At 67.6% G+C, this 21,646-nt stretch carries 17 protein-coding genes; 10 read left to right on the top strand and 7 right to left on the bottom strand.

The window, feature by feature from the left end; genetic code table 11:
• Window positions 1-414: 414 nt before the first annotated feature.
• Entirely contained in the window at window positions 415-1,095 is a 681-nt protein-coding gene (locus KHC19_RS12250) for an isochorismatase family protein (RefSeq protein WP_213352640.1), read from the bottom strand.
• A gap of 93 nt (window positions 1,096-1,188) precedes the next feature.
• On the bottom strand, window positions 1,189-2,979 hold the full coding sequence (locus KHC19_RS12245) for a sulfatase family protein (protein ID WP_343207705.1): 1,791 nt from the start codon (window positions 2,977-2,979) through the stop codon (window positions 1,189-1,191).
• Window positions 2,980-3,292: 313 nt separating this feature from the next.
• On the opposite strand from KHC19_RS12245, the gene KHC19_RS12240 reads away from it, so the two are divergent.
• A complete protein-coding gene (locus tag KHC19_RS12240; RefSeq protein ID WP_213352639.1) occupies window positions 3,293-4,252 on the top strand; it encodes an amidohydrolase family protein in 960 nt (319 codons plus the stop codon).
• Window positions 4,253-4,457: 205 nt separating this feature from the next.
• On the opposite strand, the gene bhcD is transcribed toward KHC19_RS12240, so the two are convergent.
• The 4 genes from bhcD to KHC19_RS12220 form a co-directional block, all read right to left on the bottom strand.
• Entirely contained in the window at window positions 4,458-5,420 is a 963-nt protein-coding gene (bhcD, locus tag KHC19_RS12235; protein ID WP_213352638.1) for an iminosuccinate reductase BhcD, read from the bottom strand.
• On the bottom strand, window positions 5,420-6,583 hold the full coding sequence (bhcC, locus tag KHC19_RS12230) for a 3-hydroxy-D-aspartate aldolase BhcC (RefSeq protein WP_213352637.1): 1,164 nt from the start codon (window positions 6,581-6,583) through the stop codon (window positions 5,420-5,422). Before bhcC ends, bhcD begins: the two co-directional genes overlap by 1 nt.
• A gap of 9 nt (window positions 6,584-6,592) precedes the next feature.
• Entirely contained in the window at window positions 6,593-7,540 is a 948-nt protein-coding gene (gene bhcB, locus KHC19_RS12225; RefSeq protein ID WP_213352636.1) for a beta-hydroxyaspartate dehydratase BhcB, read from the bottom strand.
• Window positions 7,541-7,704: 164 nt separating this feature from the next.
• Complete coding sequence (locus KHC19_RS12220; protein WP_213352635.1) at window positions 7,705-8,622, bottom strand: SMP-30/gluconolactonase/LRE family protein; 918 nt, start codon at window positions 8,620-8,622, stop codon at window positions 7,705-7,707.
• A gap of 298 nt (window positions 8,623-8,920) precedes the next feature.
• Between KHC19_RS12220 and KHC19_RS12215 the strand changes: the two genes are divergently transcribed.
• The 9 genes from KHC19_RS12215 to apnL all read left to right on the top strand — a co-directional run bounded on the left by KHC19_RS12215 (window position 8,921) and on the right by apnL (window position 20,887).
• On the top strand, window positions 8,921-9,961 hold the full coding sequence (locus tag KHC19_RS12215) for an ABC transporter substrate-binding protein (protein WP_213352634.1): 1,041 nt from the start codon (window positions 8,921-8,923) through the stop codon (window positions 9,959-9,961).
• A gap of 18 nt (window positions 9,962-9,979) precedes the next feature.
• On the top strand, window positions 9,980-12,550 hold the full coding sequence (locus KHC19_RS12210) for an ATP-binding cassette domain-containing protein (protein WP_378296454.1): 2,571 nt from the start codon (window positions 9,980-9,982) through the stop codon (window positions 12,548-12,550).
• Window positions 12,547-13,518 (top strand): ABC transporter permease, encoded by a 972-nt coding sequence (locus tag KHC19_RS12205; protein WP_213352632.1) that lies wholly within the window; start codon window positions 12,547-12,549, stop codon window positions 13,516-13,518. Before KHC19_RS12210 ends, KHC19_RS12205 begins: the two co-directional genes overlap by 4 nt.
• Window positions 13,519-13,599: 81 nt before the next feature.
• Window positions 13,600-14,565, top strand: coding sequence for a D-ribose ABC transporter substrate-binding protein (locus tag KHC19_RS12200; protein WP_378296457.1), 966 nt, complete (start codon window positions 13,600-13,602; stop codon window positions 14,563-14,565).
• An 84-nt stretch (window positions 14,566-14,649) separates the two neighbouring features.
• Complete coding sequence (locus KHC19_RS12195; protein WP_213352631.1) at window positions 14,650-15,321, top strand: DUF2291 family protein; 672 nt, start codon at window positions 14,650-14,652, stop codon at window positions 15,319-15,321.
• A complete protein-coding gene (locus KHC19_RS12190; protein WP_213352630.1) occupies window positions 15,318-16,880 on the top strand; it encodes a sugar ABC transporter ATP-binding protein in 1,563 nt (520 codons plus the stop codon). Before KHC19_RS12195 ends, KHC19_RS12190 begins: the two co-directional genes overlap by 4 nt.
• Window positions 16,877-17,941, top strand: a complete 1,065-nt coding sequence (locus tag KHC19_RS12185) for an ABC transporter permease (RefSeq protein ID WP_213352629.1) — start codon at window positions 16,877-16,879, stop codon at window positions 17,939-17,941. Before KHC19_RS12190 ends, KHC19_RS12185 begins: the two co-directional genes overlap by 4 nt.
• 4 nt (window positions 17,942-17,945) lie before the next feature.
• A complete protein-coding gene (locus tag KHC19_RS12180) occupies window positions 17,946-18,971 on the top strand; it encodes a Gfo/Idh/MocA family protein (protein WP_213352628.1) in 1,026 nt (341 codons plus the stop codon).
• Between the two features lie 5 nt (window positions 18,972-18,976).
• Complete coding sequence (gene apnL, locus KHC19_RS12175; RefSeq protein WP_213352627.1) at window positions 18,977-20,887, top strand: D-apionate lactonase; 1,911 nt, start codon at window positions 18,977-18,979, stop codon at window positions 20,885-20,887.
• Here apnL and KHC19_RS12170 read toward each other — a convergent pair.
• Entirely contained in the window at window positions 20,875-21,585 is a 711-nt protein-coding gene (locus KHC19_RS12170) for a transcriptional regulator NanR (RefSeq protein WP_213352626.1), read from the bottom strand. The genes apnL and KHC19_RS12170 overlap by 13 nt on opposite strands.
• Window positions 21,586-21,646 lie beyond the last annotated feature (61 nt).

The following is a 21,646-nucleotide window of genomic DNA, read 5'->3' as shown; positions in this document are numbered from 1 at the left end:
TGCCTCGGCATGCCGCAGCCGGAAATCCGGCGCTCCGGTGCCGGCGGCAATCCTGTTGGAGGCGATGAGGGGCATGGTTCGCTCGTCGACATGTTATCTATTAAATTTATAGATAATATGAACTGTATCGCGAACGCAAGTGCATCCCGCTCGACGCCGGGGCGAGCGGCCGGGAGGGAAGAGGGGATCCTTCGCGCTGCGGCCTCGCGGGGCACCGTCCTCGATGGTGCGCGACGTCGCGTCTCCATCGACCTGGGCCGGCTCCAGGAAGAGCGGGGGACGTGGGCGTTCGGGTGCGGCTGGATCTGTCGCGGGGAGGGGCCTCGACGCGCGCATGGCGCCGCCGGAGAACGGCCGCGCGGCCTTCTCCCAGGCCGGGCGCGATACGGTCAGGCGAAAATGTCGAGCGAACGGCTAGGCGTCGAGAAGCGCGACCACGTCGTCGGTCGAGATCACGTCGGCGAAGGTGAGCATCATGTTGTTCAACGTAATGTTGTGCTCGAAATCCGTGTGGGTCGCCGTCCCGTCGGATACGAACAGGACCTTGTAGTTCAGCATCATCGCATCGCGGGCCGTCGATTCGCAGCAGATGTTGGTCGCACAGCCGGTGATGATCACCGTATCCACGCCCCGCGCGCGCAGGCGTTCGTGAAGATCGGACGATCCATCGACAAAGGCCCCGAACCTGAACTTGTCGATGCGCATGTCGCCGGGCTCGACATCGATATCGGGATGCAGCGCGTGGCCGGGCTGCCCGACCATGAAGGTGGCGTACATCCCCTCCCGCTTCTCGGGCGTCCAGAACGAACCGAACCAGTTCGACCAGCTGTGCTTGCTCTCCTCGCTGATGGAGTTCTGGATGAACACGTTGAGGGCGCCGGCTTTTCGGCACGCCGCGCTTATCCTGTTCACATTGGGGATGATCGTCGCGGCCGGGGCGATCTCGGCCGGGGCCCCGGGGGTCATGAAGCCGGTCTGCATGTCGATCACCAGATGGGCGGTGCGCCTGGGATCGATCGCCTCGAACAGGCGGAGCCGGCCGCGCCTCTGAAGGGCGATCCGAACGATGTCGTCTTCGAGCTTCACCTTGTGCATCTGGGCTCCCGCCGGGTTCGCTTGCTGATCGGCATGTGAAAAGGGGGGCGGCGGCGCCATGGCCGCCGCCCGACCCTGCTGTACGGCGCGCCGCTACCGCTCGCTGGCGGGCGGGAACACCCATTTGCCGTCCTTGAACGGCAGGAAGCTGCCGTCGTCCACGCCGACTTCGGTGGCGAGCAGACCGTTCAGCTTGGCGTTCAGGGACATTATGAGATCGCCCGACGCCCGCCCCTTCATGGCGAGATTGTTCACCTCGTCCGGGTCGTTCTGCAGGTCGTAGACCTCGAGATCGTTCTGCGCCGTCAGGTCCTCCCATGTGTCGGGCGTGTTGAAGCCCTGCGGCGAGAAATAGCGCGAGAAGCGGTAGCGGCCGTCGAACACGCTGCGGATGGAGCAGCGCAGCTGGAAGTCCGGCGGCTGCTTCTCCATGGCGGCGATGCGCTGGGCGAGCGGGATCGAATTATCGGCCTTCACGTCGAAATGCGCGGCCCAGCGGGCGTCCTGATAGCTCAGCATGTTGTAGCAGAACAGCGCGCCCGGCCGCAGCGTATCCGCCTTGGCGGCGTCGGGGGTGGTGAGCAGCGGCGAGAAGTCATGCCCGGGCAGGCCTTCCGACGCCTGCTTCAGCTTGTCGGGCGCCGCCCCGGTGAGCGCGAGGATGGTCGGGGTGAGATCCACCTGCGAGGTCACGGCATTGCAGGTGAGCCCGCCGGGATAGGCTGGGTGGACGATCATCAGCGGCAGGTGGTTCTGCTGGCGATAGGTGGAGTTGCCCTTGCCGCGCATCTGGTGATGCCCGCCCAACTCGCCATGATCGGCGGTGAACACGATGATGGTGTCGTCCGACATGCCGTTGGCCTTGACGGCTTCCAGCACGCGATGGACCTGCAGGTCGCAATCGCGGATGCAGTTGAAATAGTAGTTCTGCAGCACGCGCCAGCGGCGATCCTCGTCCGGCCACGCGCCGACGAGATAATCCATCACCTCCTGGTAGATGTGCTGCGCCTTGGGGCGGCCGGGCGCGTTGAAGGCCTGGGTGCGGGTGGAGGGCAGCGGCACGTCCCAGGTCGCGGCGTAGAGGTCGTTCCCCGGCGGGCGGGCGATCGGCATGGACGAGCGCTTGCCCTGCACCGTCTGCCCCGGCAGGTCGGAGTTGACGTACATGACGTCGTGCGGATTGACGAAGTTGACGGCGAGGTACCAGGGCTTTCCGGCCGCCTTCAGCTCCTGCCCCTTGGTACGCATCCAGCGGGTGACGAAGGCCGTGGTCGTGTCGTCGTAATTGTAGCCGCCGAGCGTGGTGTCGTTGATGTCGCCGACACCGAAGAAATCGTCGAAGCCGTAGCTCTCGATGATCTCGCGATACTGCGCGAACGGCGCGTCGATCGCCTTGTCGACCTGATCGAGATTGGCGGAGAGGTGCCACTTGCCCTGATAGGCGGCGTGGTAGCCGAGCTGGGCGAGGCGGTGGCCGACCGTCTTCACATCCGTCGACATGTCCGGCTGCCAGAGCGCGTTGGCGTTGTCGAAGATGCCGGTATGGGGGATGTGCTGGCCGGTATAGAGCGTCGAGCGGGCCGGCGAGCAGACGCAGGATGCCGCCTGATGATTGGTGAAGGTAATGCCGTTGGCCTTGATCCATTCGCGGCCCGGCACCGGAAACGGCCAGGCATCGAAGAAATGCTCCTGGTCCACCAGGATGAACAGGATGTTGTAGCCGCCGGGCGGCGCGTCGGGCGCCTTGATGGGGGAGGGCGAGCGGGAGGGCATGTCGCCGGCCTGTGCCGTCTTCGGCAGGAGGCTCGCGCCCACCAGGGCGGCGCCGGAGGTGAAGAGATCCCTGCGGGAGGCAACAACCTTGTTCTCAGGCTTCTTTTCCACTCTGTTTCCTCCCGTTTTATGCTTGAGAATTATCAGCTTCGCCTAGCTTCTTCCAGAAGGGAGGCCGCCGCCTCAAGGTCGCGCGCGGAGAAAAGTTCCGCTGGTAAATTATTAGAATCCAGGCGTGAAGGATTTGTCCCCGCCGTCATGTCGGCGTGCTACCGACATAAGTTTCCCCAGTGTCGTGGAGGAGGGCTGCCGGAAGAAATCAATCGGAGCGGATCATGTGCGGCCAGCCCTCTTCTCACCGATATTCGGCCGCTGTAGGTTGAAACATCATCAGACCAGCAGAACGCAGCCCGTTGGAGCTCCCGTGAAAAAGATCGCCCTTGAAGAACACTTCATCACGCCGGCGCTCGAGCCTTACATGCGGGCCGTCATGCCGAACCTGCCGTCGGAACGCGCCGACCATCTTAGCCAGCTCATGTTGGATTTCGGCGAGCGCAGGCTGGCCGCGATGGATTCCGCCGGCGTCGATATCGCGGTCCTGTCCATCTCCGGTCCCGGCGCGCAGGGCGAACCCGACGCGGCCATGGCCGTGAAGCTGGCCCGGGACGCCAATGACAGGCTGGCCGCGGAGGTGGCGAAGCGGCCGACGCGCTATCGGGGCTTCGCCCACCTGCCCATGCAGGATGTCCCGGCGGCGATCGCCGAGCTGGAGCGCTGCGTCAGCGAGCTCGGTTTCGTCGGCTCCATGGTCAACGGGCATACCCATGGCGTCTATCTCGACCATCCGAAATACGATCCCTTCTGGGAGCGGATGCAGGCCCTCGATGTGCCGCTCTACCTACACCCGGCCGATTCCTTCGTGCTGCCCTATGTGCTCGAAGGTGCCCCGGAACTGCTGAAGCCCACCTGGGAGTGGAACTTCGAGACCTCCTCCCATTTCCTGCGGCTGGTTTTCTCCGGCGTGTTCGATCGCTTCCCCCGGCTGAAGATCATCCTCGGCCACATGGGCGAGACCATGCCCTATCATTTGTGGCGCTTCGACAGCCGCACGGCGCTCATCGTCGGCAAGCGTCCCCTGAAGGAGGCGCCGTCCTTCTATCTGAAGCGGAACATGTTCGTGACCACTTCCGGGCAGTTCGACAATGTGCCGCTGATCGCCGCGCTCTCCGCGCTGGGAGCCGACAAGGTGCTGTTCTCGGTCGATTATCCCTATGAGGATTCGGTCGTCGCCGGGCGCTTCCTCGACGCCGCCCCCCTCGACGAGGAGACGCGCGGGAAGGTCGCTCGCGGCAATGCCATTTCCGTCATGAACATCAAGGCCTGACAGGCCGGGCGCCGCCGCGCCGTGACCGGTGCGGCGGCGCATGGCCGCATCGGCGCTTCCCGCATTGGCGCTTGCCGGAGCGGCGATCGTTCGACGGCTTCGTTGTCCCGGCGCCGGATGGAAGCGGCCTCGCATGCGACGGTCGGCGGCGCCACCGCGATGACCCTCCCCGTGTGCGGGGGAGGGTCAATGGAGCCGCGTGACATCAGATCTCGATCTCGCCGGCCAAGCCCTTCTGCTTGGCCAGTTCCACCACGGCTGCCGCGACCGCGAGGTCCTGCAGGCCGACTCCGGTGCCGTCGAAGATCGTGACTTCCGCCTCGCCGCGGCCGGGGTCCTCGCCGGTCACCACCGCGCCGAGTTCACCGATCGCGGCTTGCGTGATGAGGCCCTGCGCGATGGCGTGCTGGCATTCGCCGATGCTGACCGATTGCGCGATCTCGTCGGTGAAGACCCGTGCCCGCGCCACCAGCGCCGGATCCAGTTCCTGCTTGCCCTTGGTATCGGTGCCCATGGCCGCGATATGGGTCGGGCCCTTCACATGCCGGTCCATGAGCAGCGGACCGAAGGACGAGGTGATCGAGATGATCACATCGGCCTCGGCGCCCAGACGGTCCAGATCGACCGCCTCGAATGGCAGCCCCAGTTCGGCGGCGGTGTCGGAAAGCCGCCCCAGCATCTCGGGATGCGGGTTCCACCCGATCACCTTCTCGAACGGATGCACCTTCGCCGCCGCCCGCATCTGGAATGCCGACTGGTGGCCGGCCCCGATCATGCCCAGCACCCGGGCACCCTTCGGCGCCAGATACTTGATCGAAACCGAGCTCGCGGCCGCCGTCCGCAGGGCGGTGAGCAGGTTGCCGCCCACCGCCGCGCTGACCCGGCCCGTGTCGGGGTCGAACAGGAACACCGTCGACTGGTGATTGATCAGGCCGTGCTCCTGGTTGTGCGGCCAGTAGCCGCCAGCCTTCAGGCCGAGCGCCAGCCCTTCGCCGTCGAACCCGCCCTTGAAGCCGTAGAGCGCGTCCGCATGGCCGATGGCTTCGCGCACGACCGGGAAGTTATAGGCCTTGCGGCGGGCCATCGAGGCAAACACGGCCTCGATGGCGTCGAAGGCCGCCTCGGGGGTCATCAGACCGGCGATGGCCTTTTCGGCGACGACATACATCAGTAGCCCTTTCCGCGCGCCGAGACCGGCCACACCACCTCGACCTTGCCGCCGCGCACGCCGACATACCAGTCATGGACGTTGCAGGTCGGGTCGCAATGGCCGGGCACCAGCCGCAGCTTCTCGTTGACCTTGAGGACGTGGTCCTTGTCCTCGATCACGCCGTGCTCGTCGGAACACTTGATGTATTTCACGTCGTCGCGGCCGAAGACGAAGGGCAGGCCGGAATCCACCGACTGGGCCTTGAGGCCGGCATCGCACACCGCCAGATGCGGCTTGGCGTGGCTCATGACCGAGGTGAGGATGAACAGGGCGTTCTCCCATTCGCCCTTGTCGATGCGCTTGCCGTCCTTGTCGTGAATGCGCCCGTAATCGGCGTCCATGAAGGCGTAGGAGCCGCACTGGAGCTCGTTGTAGACGTCCGAATTGGACTCGAAATAATACGAGCCGGTGCCGCCGCCGGAGACGAATTCCGGGTCGAGGCCCTCGGCCTTGAGCGCGGCGACCGCCTCCTTCACCTGCGAGATGGCCGCGTCGAGCTTCTCCTTGCGCGCCTCGTAGCTGTCGATGTGCTGCATCGCGCCCTGATAGGCCTGGATACCCTTGAAGGTGAGGTTCGGCGCCGCCGCGGCGGCCTTGGCGATCTCCACCACCGCTTCCTTGGTGGTGACGCCGCAGCGCCCGGCGCCGCAATCGATCTCCACGAAGATGCCGAGCTCGGTGCCGTGCTTCTGCGCCGCGGCCGAGAGATCCGCGACATTCTTCACGTCGTCCACGCAGACGGTCACGGTCGCGCCGAACTTCGGCAGGCGCGCGAGGCGGTCGATCTTGGCGGTGTCGCGGACCTCGTTGGTGACGAGGATGTCCTTGATGCCGCCGCGGGCGAACACCTCGGCCTCGGCGACCTTCTGACAGCACACGCCGACCGAGCCGCCGAGCTGCTCCTGCAGCTTCTGCACGTCCACCGACTTGTGCATCTTGCCGTGGCTGCGATGGCGCATGCCGTGGGATTTGGCGTAGTCCCCCATCTTCCTGACATTGCGCTCCAGCGCATCCAGATCGAGGATCAGGCAGGGGGTCTGGATGTCGGCCTCGGCCATGCCGGGCACGGCGGGAATGTCGTAGCCGACTTCGTAGCCGGAAAAGTCCGTCTTGGCGTTCATGGGATTTCCTCAGTTCCAGGGCAGCTTGTCGAGGTCGACGTTTCCGCCGGTGATGATGACGCCGACGCGCTTGCCGGCAAATATCTCGGGATTGCGAATGATGGTGGCCAGCGGCACGGCGCTGGACGGTTCCATCACGATCTTCATGCGCTTCCAGATCAGCTTCATCGCATCGACGATCTCGTCTTCCGTCGCGGTGAGGATATCGGCGACGTGGTTGCGTACGAAGTGCCAGGTGAGCTCCTTCAGCGGCACCTTGAGACCATCGGCCACGGTGTCGGGCGCGTCGTCGGCGATGATGTGGCCGGCGCGGAAGCTGCGGGCCGCGTCATCCGCGTTCAGCGGCTCGGCGGCGTAGATCTTGATGCCGGGGGCAAGGTTGGAAAGGGTGAGGCAGGTGCCGGACACCATGCCGCCGCCGCCGATGGGGGCGATCACCGCATCCAGCCCGTCGACCTGCTCGATCAGTTCGGCCGAGCAGGTGGCCTGGCCGGCGATCACCCGCGGATCGTTGTAGGGGTGGACGAATTCGGCGCCGGTCTCGGCCACCACTTCCGCGAAAACCGCTTCGCGCGAGGAGGTGGAGGGCTCACATTCCACCACCCGGCCGCCATAGCCGCGCACGGCGTCCTTCTTCGCCTGCGGCGCGGTGCGGGGCATCACCACCGTGCAGGGAATGCCGCGACGGCCCGCGGCATAGCTGAGGCAGGTGCCGTGATTGCCGCTGGAATGGGTCGCCACGCCCCTGGCGGCTTGCGCATCGGAGAGGCCGAACACCGCGTTCGAGGCGCCGCGGGCCTTGAATGCGCCGGCCTTCTGGAAGTTCTCGCACTTGAAGAACAGCTCGGCGCCGGTCAGCTCGTTCAGCATCCGCGACGTCAGGACCGGCGTGCGATGAATATGCGGCACGATGCGCTGCCGCGCTGAAATCATGTCGTCCAGTGTCGGGATGGTCATTACAACGTCCTTCAAGTTGCGCTGTCAGGCGTGGTGCGGTGAGGAGCACCTCAATCGGCCGGCAGATGCCGCTGCGCATCGACCGACCCGGCGCATCATACAGCGACAGGAGGCGAGTGGCAGCTTACCTCCGGTCGCAACCGTGCCGCTTTCCCGGCCGGGAGTCAGGGCCGCTGCGCGCCGCTCGTGTTCAGGAAGATGCTGTAGAGGGAGGTGTGCCCGCAGATGAAGAGCCGGTTCCTGTCGCCGCCGCCGAATGTCAGATTGCCGACCCGCTCGGGCACGCGGATCTTGCCGATCAGCTCGCCTTCGCGCGTGTAGCAATGGACGCCGTCGCCGGCGCTCGACCAGATATTGCCGTCGACATCGACGCGGATGCCGTCGGGGGCGTGGGGCGCGACCTCGGTGAGGACGCCGCCGCCGGCGAGCCGGCCCTCCGCGCCGACGTCGAAGGAACGGATATGGCGGGGCCAGGCCGGATTTCCGATGAAGCCGGAATCCGCGACATGGAGCTTGCTCTCGTCGGGCGAGAAAGCGAGGCCGTTCGGCTGCCGGAAGTCGTCGGCGACGATGGCGAGGCTGCCGTCGCGCGGGTCGAGGCGGAAGACGTGATTGCCGCCGAGCTCGCTCTCCGCCTTGCCGCCCTCATAGGCGGCGCTGATGCCGTAGGTCGGATCGGTGAACCAGATCGTGCCGTCCGACTTCACCACCACGTCGTTCGGCGAATTGAGGCGTTTGCCCTGATAGCGATCCGCCAGCACGGTGACGTTGCCGTCCGGCTCGGTGCGGGTGACGCGGCGCGTGCGATGCTCGCAGCTGATGAGCCGGCCCTGCCGGTCCCGGGTGTTGCCATTGGCGAAGTTCGAATCGGCGCGGAACACGTCGACGGCGCCGGAGGCCTCGCTCCACCGCATCAGCCGGTTGTTGGGGATATCGCTCCAGATCAGGCAGCGCATGTCGGCGAACCACACCGGCCCTTCGGTCCAGCGCATGCCGGTGTGCAGCGTCTCCAGCCAGGCGATGGGAATGACATAGGCGCGGAACCGGGGATCGATGATCTCGAACGGATCGATAAGGCTCATATGGCATCCTCCCATGGCGACGCCTTCTGCGAGGTGCGCGCCCTATCCGAGCCCCGTTCCAAGGGCCCACCTTGTCCCGCTGCCTCGGGGGGATCGCCTCCGGCGCTGGCTATATCGGCGCGCAGGAAGCCCCGTTGAGAGGGACCCAGGCCGGGGCCGACCATGCCGGCCAGAAGAGGCTTGCGCAACTGGTATGATGAGATAATGTTATCGTCATCGTGCAGAGGCCGCGGATGCCGACTGCCGGAACAAAATAGACAGAGCCTGCTCGAGCGGGCCGCTATGGGAGGAATTTTCGATGCCTGTGAAGACCCTTGCGCTCGCCTGTACCGCCGCCGTGCTCCTGGCCGCTGCCGGCGCCATGCCGGCGGCTGCGACGCCCGACAAGCCGGTCATCGCGCTCGCCAATGCCTATTTCGGCAATAGCTGGCGCCACCAGATGGTGGATGCCTTCGAAGCCGCGGCCAAGAAGGCCAAGGAAGAGGGCAAGATCGCCGATTACATCATCCTCAACGGTGATGGCACGGTCGCCCAGCAGAACAGCCAGATCGCCGAGCTGATCCTCAAGAAGGTCGACGCCATCGCCGTCGACGCGGCTTCCGAGACCGCCGTGAACGGCATCATCGAGAAGGCGTGCAAGGCCGGCATCAAGGTCGTCTCCTTCGATTCCATCGCGTCGGCTCCCTGCAACTACCAGCTCAATTTCGACTTCAAGGGCTACAAGAAGGCGCAGGCCGAATGGGTGCTGAAGAAGCTCGGCGGCAAGGGCAACATCATCGTCGTGCGCGGCGTGAAGGGCTCGGCGCCTGACGCCGACATGTTCGCGGCGCAGGAAGCCGTGCTGAAGAACTACCCGGACGTGAAGGTGGTGGCGACCGTCTACGGCCAGGCGACCGCCTCGGTGGCGCAGTCGGCGGTGGCCAACGCGCTGCCGAGCCTGCCGCATGTGGATGCCGTGCTCGGCCAGGGCGGCAGCGACGACACCGGCATCGCCCAGGCCTTCGACCAGTATGGCGGCGACTACGCCAAGAAGATGCCGGTCATCGAGGGCGGCGGTTCGTCGAACTTCATCCAGTGGTGGACGAAGCAGCGCGAGGCGAACAACTATTCCACCATCTCGATGAACACCACGCCCGGCATCGGCGGCGCCGCCTTCTGGCTGGCCTATGGCCTGGTGAAGGGCGCCACGCCGCCGAAGCTGATGATCATGCCGGTGGCGACGGTGACCGACGAGAACCTCAAGGACTATGCCGATCTGCCGGCGGGTGTCATCGTCAGCCCGTCCTATTCGCAGCAATGGGTCGAGGACAATCTCATCAAGGCCAAGGCCGGCAACTGACGGCCGGCGGTGGACGCCATGACGGCGGCTTTCCGTACGACGCAACGCGCACCGGAGCGGATGTCCGGTGCGACGGCAGCTTTCGCAGGGTTGGCTGGAGAGGCCATGGACGCGGTTTCCCCGGAACGCGGGTGTGGCATCGGCGAGGCCGGGGGGCATGCCCCGGTTGCGCGGCTCTCGGGCATCTGCAAGGCATTCGGCCCGACCCGGGCCAATGACCGGATCGACCTCGTCGTCGAGCGTGGCGAGGTGCTCGGCCTCGTCGGCGGCAATGGCGCCGGCAAGTCGACGCTGATGCGCATCCTGTGCGGCGTGACCCGTGCCGATGCCGGCGCCATCGAGATCGGCGGCGTCGACGTCGATCCCGGCATCTACGATACCGCTCTGGCGCAAATCGGCGGCATCCGCATCGTCCACCAGGAATTGTCGCTCTGCGACAATCTCTCGGTGGCGGAGAATTTCTTCCTCGAGGCCCCGGAGGCCGCCCGCGCGGTGCCGGGCTGGCGAAGCGCCTATCGCGCCGGCGCCCGCACCGCGCTGGACGAGGTGTTTCCCGGTCATGGCATCAATGTCGACGTCCCCGTCGGGCATCTGCAGATCGGTCAGCGGCAGATGGTGGAGATCGCTCGCGCGGTGACGGCGCCCAGGGTCCGGCTCATCATTCTCGACGAGCCGACCTCCTCGCTCGGGCTGGAACGCAGCCGGCAGCTGCGTGCCTTCATCCGCAGCCGTGCGGCGGCCGGTCTCGCCTTCATCTTCATCAGCCACAAGCTGCAGGAAGTGGTCGAGATCGCGACCCGCGTGCTGGTGCTGCGCAATGGCCGCATGGCCTGGTCCGGAGCGAGCGCGGAGGCCACCGTCGCGGCGCTGGTCGGCGCCATGGGCGGGCCGAGCGAGGGCGCGCTGCGCAAGCGGCGCGCCGCGCGGCCGGCGCTGTCCCCGGACGCGCCGGTGCAGGTGCGCATCGGCGGCGACGTCGTCGCCCCGCTCGGCCGCGACGTGGTGCTGAGGGCGGGGGAGGTGGTCGGCCTCGCCGGGCTCGAAGGCTCCGGCCAGCGCGACCTGCTGCACCGCCTGTTCGCCGGCCCCGGGCGCGATCTCGCGCGGGGCGGCATCGAGAGGCGGGGGTCGGCCAGCTTCGTCTCCGGCGACCGGCAGAAGGAAGGCGTGTTCCCGCTCTGGAGCGTGCTCTCCAACATTGCGCTCGGCCGGCTGAACGGGCGGGCGCCGCTCGGTCTCGTCTCCGAGCCCGCCGAACGCGAGGTGGCGCGCGGCGCGGCCGAACGCCTGAAGCTCGATCCGGCGCGCTTCGATTCCCCGATCCTGGACCTGTCCGGCGGCAACCAGCAGAAGGCCTTGGTGGCACGCGCCCTGGTCGGCGACGCCTCGACCATCCTGTTCGACGATCCCACCCGGGGCGTCGATGTCGCCGCCAAGGAAGATTTCTACGCGCTGATCGGCGATGTCGCCCGCGCCGGGCGACTGGTGGTCTGGCACTCGACCGAGGATATCGAGTTCGTCGAATGCGACCGCGTGCTGGTGTTCAGCGGCGGGCGCATCGTGCGCGAACTGGTGGGCGCGGAGATCACCGAGCAGGCCATCGTCGATGCCTCCTTCGCCGGCGCCGCCGCCATCGAGCGCGACGGCACGGCCGGCCGGCGCGGCCTCGCCGAGTGGCTGGTCGATCTCGCGCCCTTCGCCAGCCTCGCCGCGGTTTTCGGCCTGATGGCCTATGTGAACCCGCTTGCCGTCTCGCTGTTCGGCCTCGACCTGCTGCTCGGGCCGGCCATCGCGCTGGTGCTGGTGGCGCTGGCGCAGATGTTCGTCGTCGGCGGCAGCGAGATCGATCTCGGCGTCGGCGCCTTTGCCGGCCTCGTCAATGTGGTGAGCGCGACCCTGCTGGTCGGCCAGCCCTGGCTCGGCGTCGCCTGCCTCCTGCTTGGGCTGCTCGCCTATGGGCTGATCGGCGCCACCATCCAGCTCCGGCGCATCCCGGCCATCGTGGTGACGCTCGGCGCCTCCTTCATCTGGATCGGCATCGGCTACACGCTGCAGCCGACCCCGGGCGGCTCCAGCCCGGAATGGCTGACGGCGATCTTCGCCTGGCAGATCGCCGGCGTGCCGGCGGCCCTCGTGATGATCGCCCTTGCCGGCGTGGTGGCGCTGGCCATCGACCGCTCGCCGCTCGGGGTGGTGCTGCGCGGCTTCGGCAACAATGCCGCAGCGATGAAGCTCGGCGGCTGGTCGCCGCTGCGCTACGCGGTCCTGCGCTATGTCATCGCCGGCCTGTTCGCCACCGCCGCCGGCCTGTCGCTCACCGCCATCAACACGGCGAGCGACATCAATGCCGGCGGCCCGTTCACCCTCATCAGCGTCGCCGCCGTGGTGATGGGCGGCTGCGCGCTGATCGGCGGGCTGATCTCGCCGCTCGGCGTCGTCGCCGGGGCGCTGACCCTGGCGCTGATCGGCGCGCTGCTCGGCGCGCTCGACGTTTCCACCGACTACAACGCCGCCGTGCAGGGCTGCCTGCTGCTGGCCATGCTGATGCTGCGCGCGCTCGCCGGGCGCCGGGGGGAGGAGCGCCGATGAACCTCACCGAATGGCTGGAACGCAATCGCTGGGTCTGGTCGCTCCTCGGCGTCGTGGTGCTGTGGGCGATCCTCTCCGTGGCCACCAGCCGCTTCAGCCTGCATTCGCTCTCCGGCGTCGCGGCCTCGGCGAGCTTCCTCGTCCTCGTCGCGCTCGGCCAGATGCTGGTGGTGACGACCGGCCGCGGCAATATCGACCTCTCCATCGCCAGCGTGCTGACGCTGAGCGCCTATGCCAGCATCGTCGTCACCCAGGGGCTCGACGCACGCCTGCCGCTCGCCTTCGGCGCGGTGGTGCTGATCGGGCTCGTCACCGGGGCGGTGAATGCGCTGCTCGTGGTGGCCGTCCGCATCCCGGCCATCATCGCGACGCTCGCCACCGGCTACATCCTCGCCACCGGTACGCTGATCGCCAATCGCTGGGCGGCCGGCTTCGGGATGAGCCCGCTGCTGAAGACGCTCGCCGCCGGCCGCATCGGCGGCTTTCCGGTGATGCTGCTGGTGGCGCTGCTCGCGGTGGTGCTGGTCGGCCTGCTGCTCCGGCGCACCGTCTATGGCCGCGCGATCTCCGCGGTCGGGCAGAATGAGCGGGCGGCGGCGCTTGCCGGCATCCGCACCGGGCGTGTCGTCGCCAGCGCCTTCATCGCCTCGGCGGTGATGGCCGCGCTCACCGGCATGCTGCTCGGCGCCTATGTCGGCGGCGCCTTCCTCGAAATGGGCGCCCCCTATCTGCTGCAGTCGCTCGGCGCCGTGGTGCTGGGAGGCTCGCTGATCTTCGGCGGGTCCTCCACCGCGCTCGGCACGCTGTTCGGCAGCCTGCTGCTGGTGCTGATCGTCACCACCATGCAGATCGTCGGCCTGCCGCCGGGCACGCAGGACATCGTCCAGGGCCTCGTCGTCATCGCGGTGCTGGCGCTCGCCGGCGGCCAGGCGGTGCGGCGTCGACGCAGCCGTGCCTCTCCCGCCTGAGGGCGGAGTTTCCACCCGCCGGGAAGCGGCCGATCGCAAAAGCGCCGCCCTGCACCGCACACGCCAATGGAGGAAGACCCCATGTCTTTTCGGACGCCTTTTCGGACGCCTTTTCGGAAGTTGCTGCTTACCGCCGGGCTGGCCGGCATGCTGGCTGCCGGTGCGGGCTCGCTCGCCCAGGCGGCGGACCTGATCGCCATCATCACCCCTTCGCACGACAATCCGTTCTTCAAGGCGGAGGCGGAGGGGGCCTCGAAGCGGGCCAAGGCGCTCGGCTACGAGACCCTGGTTCTCGTGCACAATGACGATGCCAACAAGCAGTCGCAGCTGATCGACACCGCCATCGCGCGCGGCGCCAAGGCCATCATCCTCGACAATGCCGGCGCCGACGCCACCGTCGCCGCGGTGCAGAAGGCGAAGGACGCCAAGATCCCGTCCTTCCTGATCGACCGCGAGATCAACGCCGCCGGCGTCGCCGTCTCGCAGATCGTCTCGAACAACTACCAGGGAGCTCAGCTCGGCGCGCAGGAATTCGTCAAGCTGATGGGCGAGAAGGGCAATTATGTCGAGCTGGTCGGCAAGGAATCCGACACCAATGCCGGCATCCGCTCCAAGGGCTATCACGACGTCATCGACGATTACCCGGACCTGAAGATGGTGGCCCGCCAGTCGGCCAACTGGAGCCAGACCGAAGCCTTCTCCAAGATGGAATCGATCCTCCAGGCCAATCCGAACATCAAGGGCGTGATCTCCGGCAACGACACCATGGCGATGGGCGCCTTCGCGGCGCTGAAGGCAGCGGGCCGCACCGACGTCATCGTGGTCGGCTTCGACGGCTCCAACGAGGTGCGCGACTCGATCCTCTCGGGCGGCATCAAGGCGACCGTGCTGCAGCCGGCCTATCGCCAGGCCGAGATCGCGGTCGAGCAGGCCGACAAATACATCAAGACCGGCTCGACGGGGCAGAGCGAGAAGCAGCTCATGGATTGCGTGTTGATCAACGCCGACACCGCCAAGAAGCTCGAGACCTTCGCGCTGGCCGACTGAGACCCTCCCAGCTGGACCCGGCGGCACGAGGCGGCCGCCGGGTTCCTTTTCGCTCTTCGGCCGGACCGGCGAGAGGCTGCCCGCATGCGCCACCCCACCTTCCTCATCACCGTCGTGCTCGCGGGGCTGCTCGCGCTGCCGGGCTGCAAGCTCGTGAAGAACGAGGAGCTTGCCAAGGCGAAGGCCGAGGGCGGCACGCAGGCCGGTGCCGGCGCGAGCGCCTTCGATCCCGACAGGATGGCGCGCGACATGTGGGGACCCAGGATCGTCCCCTATCTGGAAGCGAAGGCCGGCCCCTTCACCGAGGTGCAGGCGCTGATCGCCCGGAACCCGGACGAGGCCGGCACGCGCTTCGGCTATCGCGAGAAGCCGGAAGGCATGCCCTGGACTATCGCCAGCCGCTTCGAGGGCCGTATCGTCGCCGCCAATACCGCCTCGCGCGCCGCGACCGTCGACGTGGATGTCGACGGCGACGGCACGGCGGATGCGGTGGTGCAGATCGGGCCGGTGATCCGAGGCACGGCGCTGCGCGACCGGCTCGACTTCATCTCCTTCAACGCCTTCACCAACCAGATCGACTATGCGCAATTCGCCAAGTCGCTCAACACGCTGATGGCCGAGACCGCGCTGGCGAAACTGCCGCGCGAGGATCTCGTCGGCCGGAAGCTCTCGGTGATCGGGGTCTTTCCGCTCGACAAGCCGGGCGGCAAGCCGCTCGTCACGCCGGCCGTCGTGACGCTCGGGGACAAGTCATGAGCGCGGGTACCGAGCCGAGTTCCGTCGTGCTCGCCATCGAGGGCGTCACCAAGGTCTATCCCGGCACCATGGCGCTGAAGGGCGTCGACTTCCTCGTGCACCGCGGCGCGGTGAATGTGCTGGTCGGCGAGAACGGCGCCGGCAAGTCGACGCTGATGAAGATCATCGCCGGCGTGGAGCGCCCGACCGAGGGGCGCATCGTGATCGAGGGCGAGCCGGTGCAGTTCGCCGGCACCGACGATGCGGTGCGCAACGGCATCGGCATGGTGTTCCAGGAGCTGAACCTGTTCCCCAATCTTTCGGTGGCGGAGAATGTGTTCGCCTCGCGCGAGATCACCCGCGGGCTGCGTGGCATCGACCATGCCGAGCAGGAGCGGCAGACCGCGATCCTGCTGCGCCGGCTGGAGCACGACATCGATCCGAAGACGCTGGTGGCGGACCTTGCCATCGGCCAGCAGCAGATCGTCGAGATCGCCAAGGCGCTGGCGCAGGACGCCCGCATCCTCATCATGGACGAGCCGACCTCGGCGCTCTCCGCCGTCGAGGTGGAGATCCTGTTCCGCGTCATCGCCGAGCTGAAGGCGCAGGGCGTCGCCATCATCTACATCTCGCACCGGCTGGAGGAGCTGGTGCGGATCGGCGACTACATCACCGTGCTGCGCGACGGCCGCATCACCGGCCACGAGAAGATGGGCACGATCGACGTGCGCTGGATCGTGCGGCAGATGATCGGTTCCGACGCCAAGGACTTCGCCCGTGCCGAATCCGCCGTCGAGGAGCGCGAGGTGTTCCGTGCCGAGGCGATCAGCCTGCCGCGCAGGAGCGGCGGCTATCTGGTCGATCACGTCTCGCTCGACGTGCGGGCCGGCGAAATCCTCGGCATCTACGGGCTCATGGGCGCCGGGCGCTCCGAACTGCTCGACTGCCTGATGGGTCGTCACACGCATGCGCGCGGCGAGATCTTCATCGAGGGCGTCCGCGTCGCCGAGCGCGACGTCACCGGCCGCATCGAACGCGGGCTCGCGCTCATCCCCGAGGATCGACAGCGCGAGGGGCTGGTGCAGGTGCTCTCCATCGCCGCCAACATGACGCTGGCGAGCCTGAAGTCCTTCACCCGCCATATCCACATCGATGCGCGGCGCGAGCGCGAAGCGGTCCGGCATTTCATCCGCGACCTCGCCATGAAGGCGCCGGACCCCGACCGCGAGGTTTCCTCCATGTCGGGCGGCAACCAGCAGAAGGTGGTGATCGCCAAGGCGCTGATGACCGGGCCGAAGGTGCTGCTGATGGACGAGCCCAGCCGCGGCATCGATGTCGGTGCCAAGGCCGACGTGTTCCGCACCATGCGCCGGCTCGCCGCCGAGGGGCTCGGCATCATCTTCGTCACCTCGGACCTCGACGAGGTGATGGCGTTGTCCGATCGCATCGCGGTGATGAGCAATGGCCGCCTCACCGGCCTGTTCGCCCGCGCCGACGCCACCGAGGACAAGGTGGTCGCCGCTTCCGCGGCCGGCCACGGCATAGACCGCCCGCAATCGTCCCTGGAGAGCACGCAATGACAGAGGCTGCCGGAAGGCTCAATGGCAAGGGGATGAGCGGCGCGGCGCTCGCCCTCCATCTCATGAAGCTGCGCACCTTCATCGCGCTGTTCGCGGTGCTGGTGTTCTTCTCGCTGGCGGCACCGAACTTCCTCTCCACCGCCAACCTCATCCTGATGTCGAAGCACGTCGCGCTCAATGCGCTGCTCGCCATCGGCATGACCTTCGTCATCATCACCGGCGGCATCGACCTCTCGGTCGGCTCCATCGTCGGGTTGTGCGGCATGGTGGCCGGCGGGCTCATCCTCAACGGCATCGATCTCGGCTTCGGCTACACCGTGTTCTTCAACGTGCCGGAGATCATCCTCATCACGCTCGCGGTCGGCGTCGGCATCGGCATCATCAACGGGCTGCTGATCACAAGACTGAATGTGGCGCCGTTCATCGCCACGCTCGGCTCGCTCTATGTGATGCGCGGCCTCGCCTTGCTCTCTTCCGACGGGGCGACCTTCGCCAATCTGGTCGGCCGCCCGGAATACGGCACAACGGGCTTCGCCACGCTCGGCGCCGGCAGCATCCTCGGCCTGCCGCTCACCATCTGGATCCTGATCGCGGTCGCGCTCGCCGCCGCCTACATCGCCGGCAGGACGCCGCTCGGCCGGCACATCTTCGCGGTCGGCGGCAATGAACGGGCGGCCGGGCTGTCCGGCATCCGGGTCAACCGGGTGAAGATGTTCGTCTACATGTTCTCCGGCTTCTGCGCCGCCCTCGTCGGGCTCATCATCTCCTCCCAGCTGATGGCCTCGCACCCGGCCACCGGCGAGACCTTCGAGCTGAACGCCATCGCCGCCGCCGTGCTCGGCGGCACCTCGATGTCGGGAGGGCGCGGCACGATCGGCGGCACCATCATCGGCGCCTTCGTCATCGGCATCCTCTCCGACGGCCTGGTGATGATGGGGGTGAGCTCCTTCTGGCAGACCGTCATCAAGGGTATCGTCATCATCGCCGCGGTCGTCGTCGACCAGGCGCAGCGCAAGCTCCAGCAGCGCGTCGTGCTGCGCCAGATGGCCGGGGAGGGCTGAAGCGGTGAGCTTGAACGGGGCCCTGATCGGCTGCGGCTTCTTCGCCGTCAACCAGCTGCATGCGTGGCAGGAGATGCGCGGCGCGCGCATCGTCGCTTTGTGCGACCGCGATCCCGGGAGGCTCGCCGCGGTGGGGCGGGATTTCGGCATCGAGCGGCGCTATGCCGATGCCGAGGCCTTGTTCGCGGGAGAGGCGCTCGACTTCGTCGACATCGCGACCACGCTGCCGAGCCATCGCGCCCTCGTCGAGCTTGCCGCGCGCCATCGCGTGCCGGTCATCTGCCAGAAGCCCTTCGCGGCCTCCATGGAGGAGGGGCGGGCCATGGTCGCCGCCTGCGAAGCCGCAGGCGTGCCGCTGATGGTGCACGAGAACTTCCGCTGGCAAGCGCCCATCCGGGCGGTGCGCGCGGCGATCGATAGCGGGCGGATCGGCGAGGTGTTCTGGGGGCGGGTCTCGTTCCGATCGGCCTATGACGTGTTTTCCGGCCAGCCCTATCTCGCCACCGGCGAGCGTTTCATCATCGAGGATCTCGGCATTCACAGCCTGGACATCGCCCGCTTCCTGTTCGGCGACGCCGAGCGGATGACGGCCCGCACGAGGCGCGTCAATCCGGCGATCCGCGGCGAGGACGTGGCGACCATGCTGCTCGACCACGAGAGCGGCGTCGCCTCCATCGTCGACTGCTCCTATGCGACCCGCCTCGCCGAGGAGCCTTTCCCGCAGACCCTCGTCGAGATCGACGGCAGCCGCGGCACGATCCGCCTCGGCCGCGATTTCCGCATGGTCGTCACCGACGCCGCCGGGAGCGAGACGCTCGAGGTCGCGCCGCCGCTGCACTCATGGATGGAGCGACCCTGGCACCTGATCCAGGAAAGCGTCGTCGCCATCCAGCGGCACTTCGTCGATTGCCTCGCCGAAGCGCGCGAGCCGGCGACCTCGGGCCGGGACAACCTCAAGACGCTCGCGCTGGTCGAGGCGGCCTATCTGAGCGCCGCGACCGGCGACACCATCGCACTGGCCGGGATCTGACACGCATGACCGCCGCATTGCTGCGCGCCTATTACGGCACCGAAGAACCTCTTCCCGAGATCCGGCGACTGCGGGCCGGGGACCTCACGGCCGAACTGGTGGACGGCAATCTCCGCGCCATCGCCTTTCGCGGGCGCGAGGTGCTGCGCGCCGTGTCCTTCCTGGTGCGGGACACCTCCTGGGGCACCTATATCCCGGCCATAGACGATCTCGTGATCGAGGAGGGGCGCGAAGCCTTCGAGGTGCGCTACCGTGCGCGCTGCACGGCGGAGGACGGCTCCGAGCTGACCTATGAAGCTACCATCCTCGGCCGAGCCGACGGCTCGGTGAGCTTCGGCGCCGAGGCAACGCCGACCGGCGATTTCGTCACCAATCGCTGCGGCTTCACCGTGCTGCACCCGATCCTCGGGCTCGCCGGCCGGCCGGTCGAGGTCGAGCATGTCGACGGATCGGTCGAGCACGCGGTGTTGCCCGACCTCATCGAGCCGGCGCAGCCGTTCAAGGACATGCGGGCGATCACTCATGAGGTCGGGCCCGGCATCCGCGCCACCTGCCGCATGGAGGGCGACGCCTTCGAGATGGAGGACCAGCGCAACTGGTCCGACGCGTCCTACAAGACCTATGTGCGGCCGCTGGCCTTGCCCTGGCCCTATACGCTGCCGGCCGGCGTGCCGCTGCGCCAATCGGTGGCGCTGCGCATCGAGGCGCGCGAGCCGAAAGTGCGGGACGGGGCGTCGAAGGTGCCGGAGCCGGTCCGCGTGACCTGCGACGGCGCGGCGGGACGCTTCGCCGATTTCGGCCTGGTGCTGGCCCCGGAGCAGGCGCAGGCCACGCTCGCGCATGCCGGGCGCCTGCAGGAGCTCGCGCCGCAGACGCTGCTCTGCCATTTCGATCCGACCGCCGGCCACGGCGTCGAGGCACTCCGCGATTTCGAGCGGATTGCGCGCCTCATCGACGCCGAAACCGTCCTCGAATGCGTGCTGCCATGCGTCGAGCCGCCGGCCGAGGAGTTGCGCCGGATCGCCCGCCTCGTCGCCGAGGCCGGGCTACGGCTGGATGCCGTCGCGGTCAGTCCGGCGGTCGATCGCCGCTCGACGCCGCCGGGCAGCATCTGGCCGGCCTGCCCGCCGCTCGAGGAGGTCTATGACGCGGCCCGCGCAGCCTTTCCCGGGCTGATAGTGGGCGGAGGCATGTTCAGCTATTTCACCGAGCTGAACCGCAAGCACCCGCCGGTCGCGCGGCTCGACTTCGTCACCCATTGCACCTGCCCGATCGTGCACGACGCGGATGATCGCAGCGTGATGCAATCGCTCGAGGCGCTCCCCTTCATCCTGCGCTCGGCGCGGGCGATCATCGGCAGGGACCGGCCCTACCGGATCGGTCCCTCGACCATCGGCATGCGCCACAATCCCTATGGCGCGCGCACCACCCCGAACCCGGCAGGCGGGCGCGTCACCATGGCGGAGCGCGATCCGCGCCAGCACGGCCTGTTCGCGGCCGCCTGGATGATCGGCTATGCGGCACGCCTCGGCGAGGCTGGTGTCGCAGCCTTCGTCGGTGGCGCGCTGACCGGGGATTTCGGTCTCATCGACGGGGACGGCACGCCGCGGCCGGTCTTCCATGCCGCACGCATGTTGTCCTCGATCGCCGGATGGCAGCGCCGATCCTGCCGCTCCAGCGCCGAGGAGAGGGTGCTGGCCCTCGCCGCCGTCGGCCCCGAAGGCGGCTCGACGCTGCTGCTCGCCAATCTCACGCCGGAGCCGCAGGCGGTGGAACTGCCGTTCGGCGGCTGGTGCACGCTATTGGACGAGACCAGCCTCCTGCCTGAGCGCCGCGCTACCCTGCCGGCGGCGATGACCGGACGGCTGCTGCGGCTATTGCCCTATGCGGTGGCGCGGATCGATCAGCCGGAATGAGCGTAGAGAACGCTGGAGCGGTCGAGGTGCTTCACCATCGCCGCTTCCGCCTCTTCGGGCTGGTGTTCGCCGATGCAGCGCAGGATCAGCGCATGCTCGGTCAGGGTGAGCGCTTCGCGGCCGGTCCAGAGCAGCATCTCGGTGTGATACTGCCGTAGCCAGCCCAGCATGGCCTCGCTCACCGCCTCGAAGATGGGATTGCCGGAGATGGCGGCGATCTGGGTGTGGAAGCGCATGTCGTTGGAGATGAAGGCATCGGGATCGCCGACGCTGCGCGCCTGCTGGTCCAGCGTTTCCTGGAGCCGCGCCACGTCCTCCGGGCTCGCGCGCAGCGCCGCTTCCCGCACCATGCCCCGCTCGAAAAAGCGGCGGGCCTGCTTCAGGTGCTCGAGGCTGTCGGGCGAGGCGGACAAAAGGATGTTGGCGGTGAGGTCGACCTGCTGGAAGATCGATTTGGCGGTGAGGCGCTGCACGCGGGCGCGTTCGCCATGGGTGATGGTGATCAGCCCGATATTGGCAAGTGCCTGCATCGCCTCGCGAATTGCCGGGCGGCCCACGCCGAAGCGGTCCATCAGGTCGCGCTCGGAGGGCATGGCGTCGCCGGGCGCCAGTTCGCCGCCGGTGATCATCGCCTTCAGGCGATCGAACACCTCATGCGAGAGTTTCCTTCGAACGATGGTCTCGGAGACGTTCGCCATCCTCGCGCTCCTGCTGCGTCGCTGCCGCTGGAAAACGGCGCGGCGAGCCGGTATCGAAGCG

This window comes from Ancylobacter oerskovii, assembly GCF_018390555.1.
Lineage (GTDB): Bacteria > Pseudomonadota > Alphaproteobacteria > Rhizobiales > Xanthobacteraceae > Ancylobacter > Ancylobacter oerskovii.
Note: the sequence above shows the minus strand (reverse complement) of the source record. Positions and strands in the feature narration are given on the sequence as shown.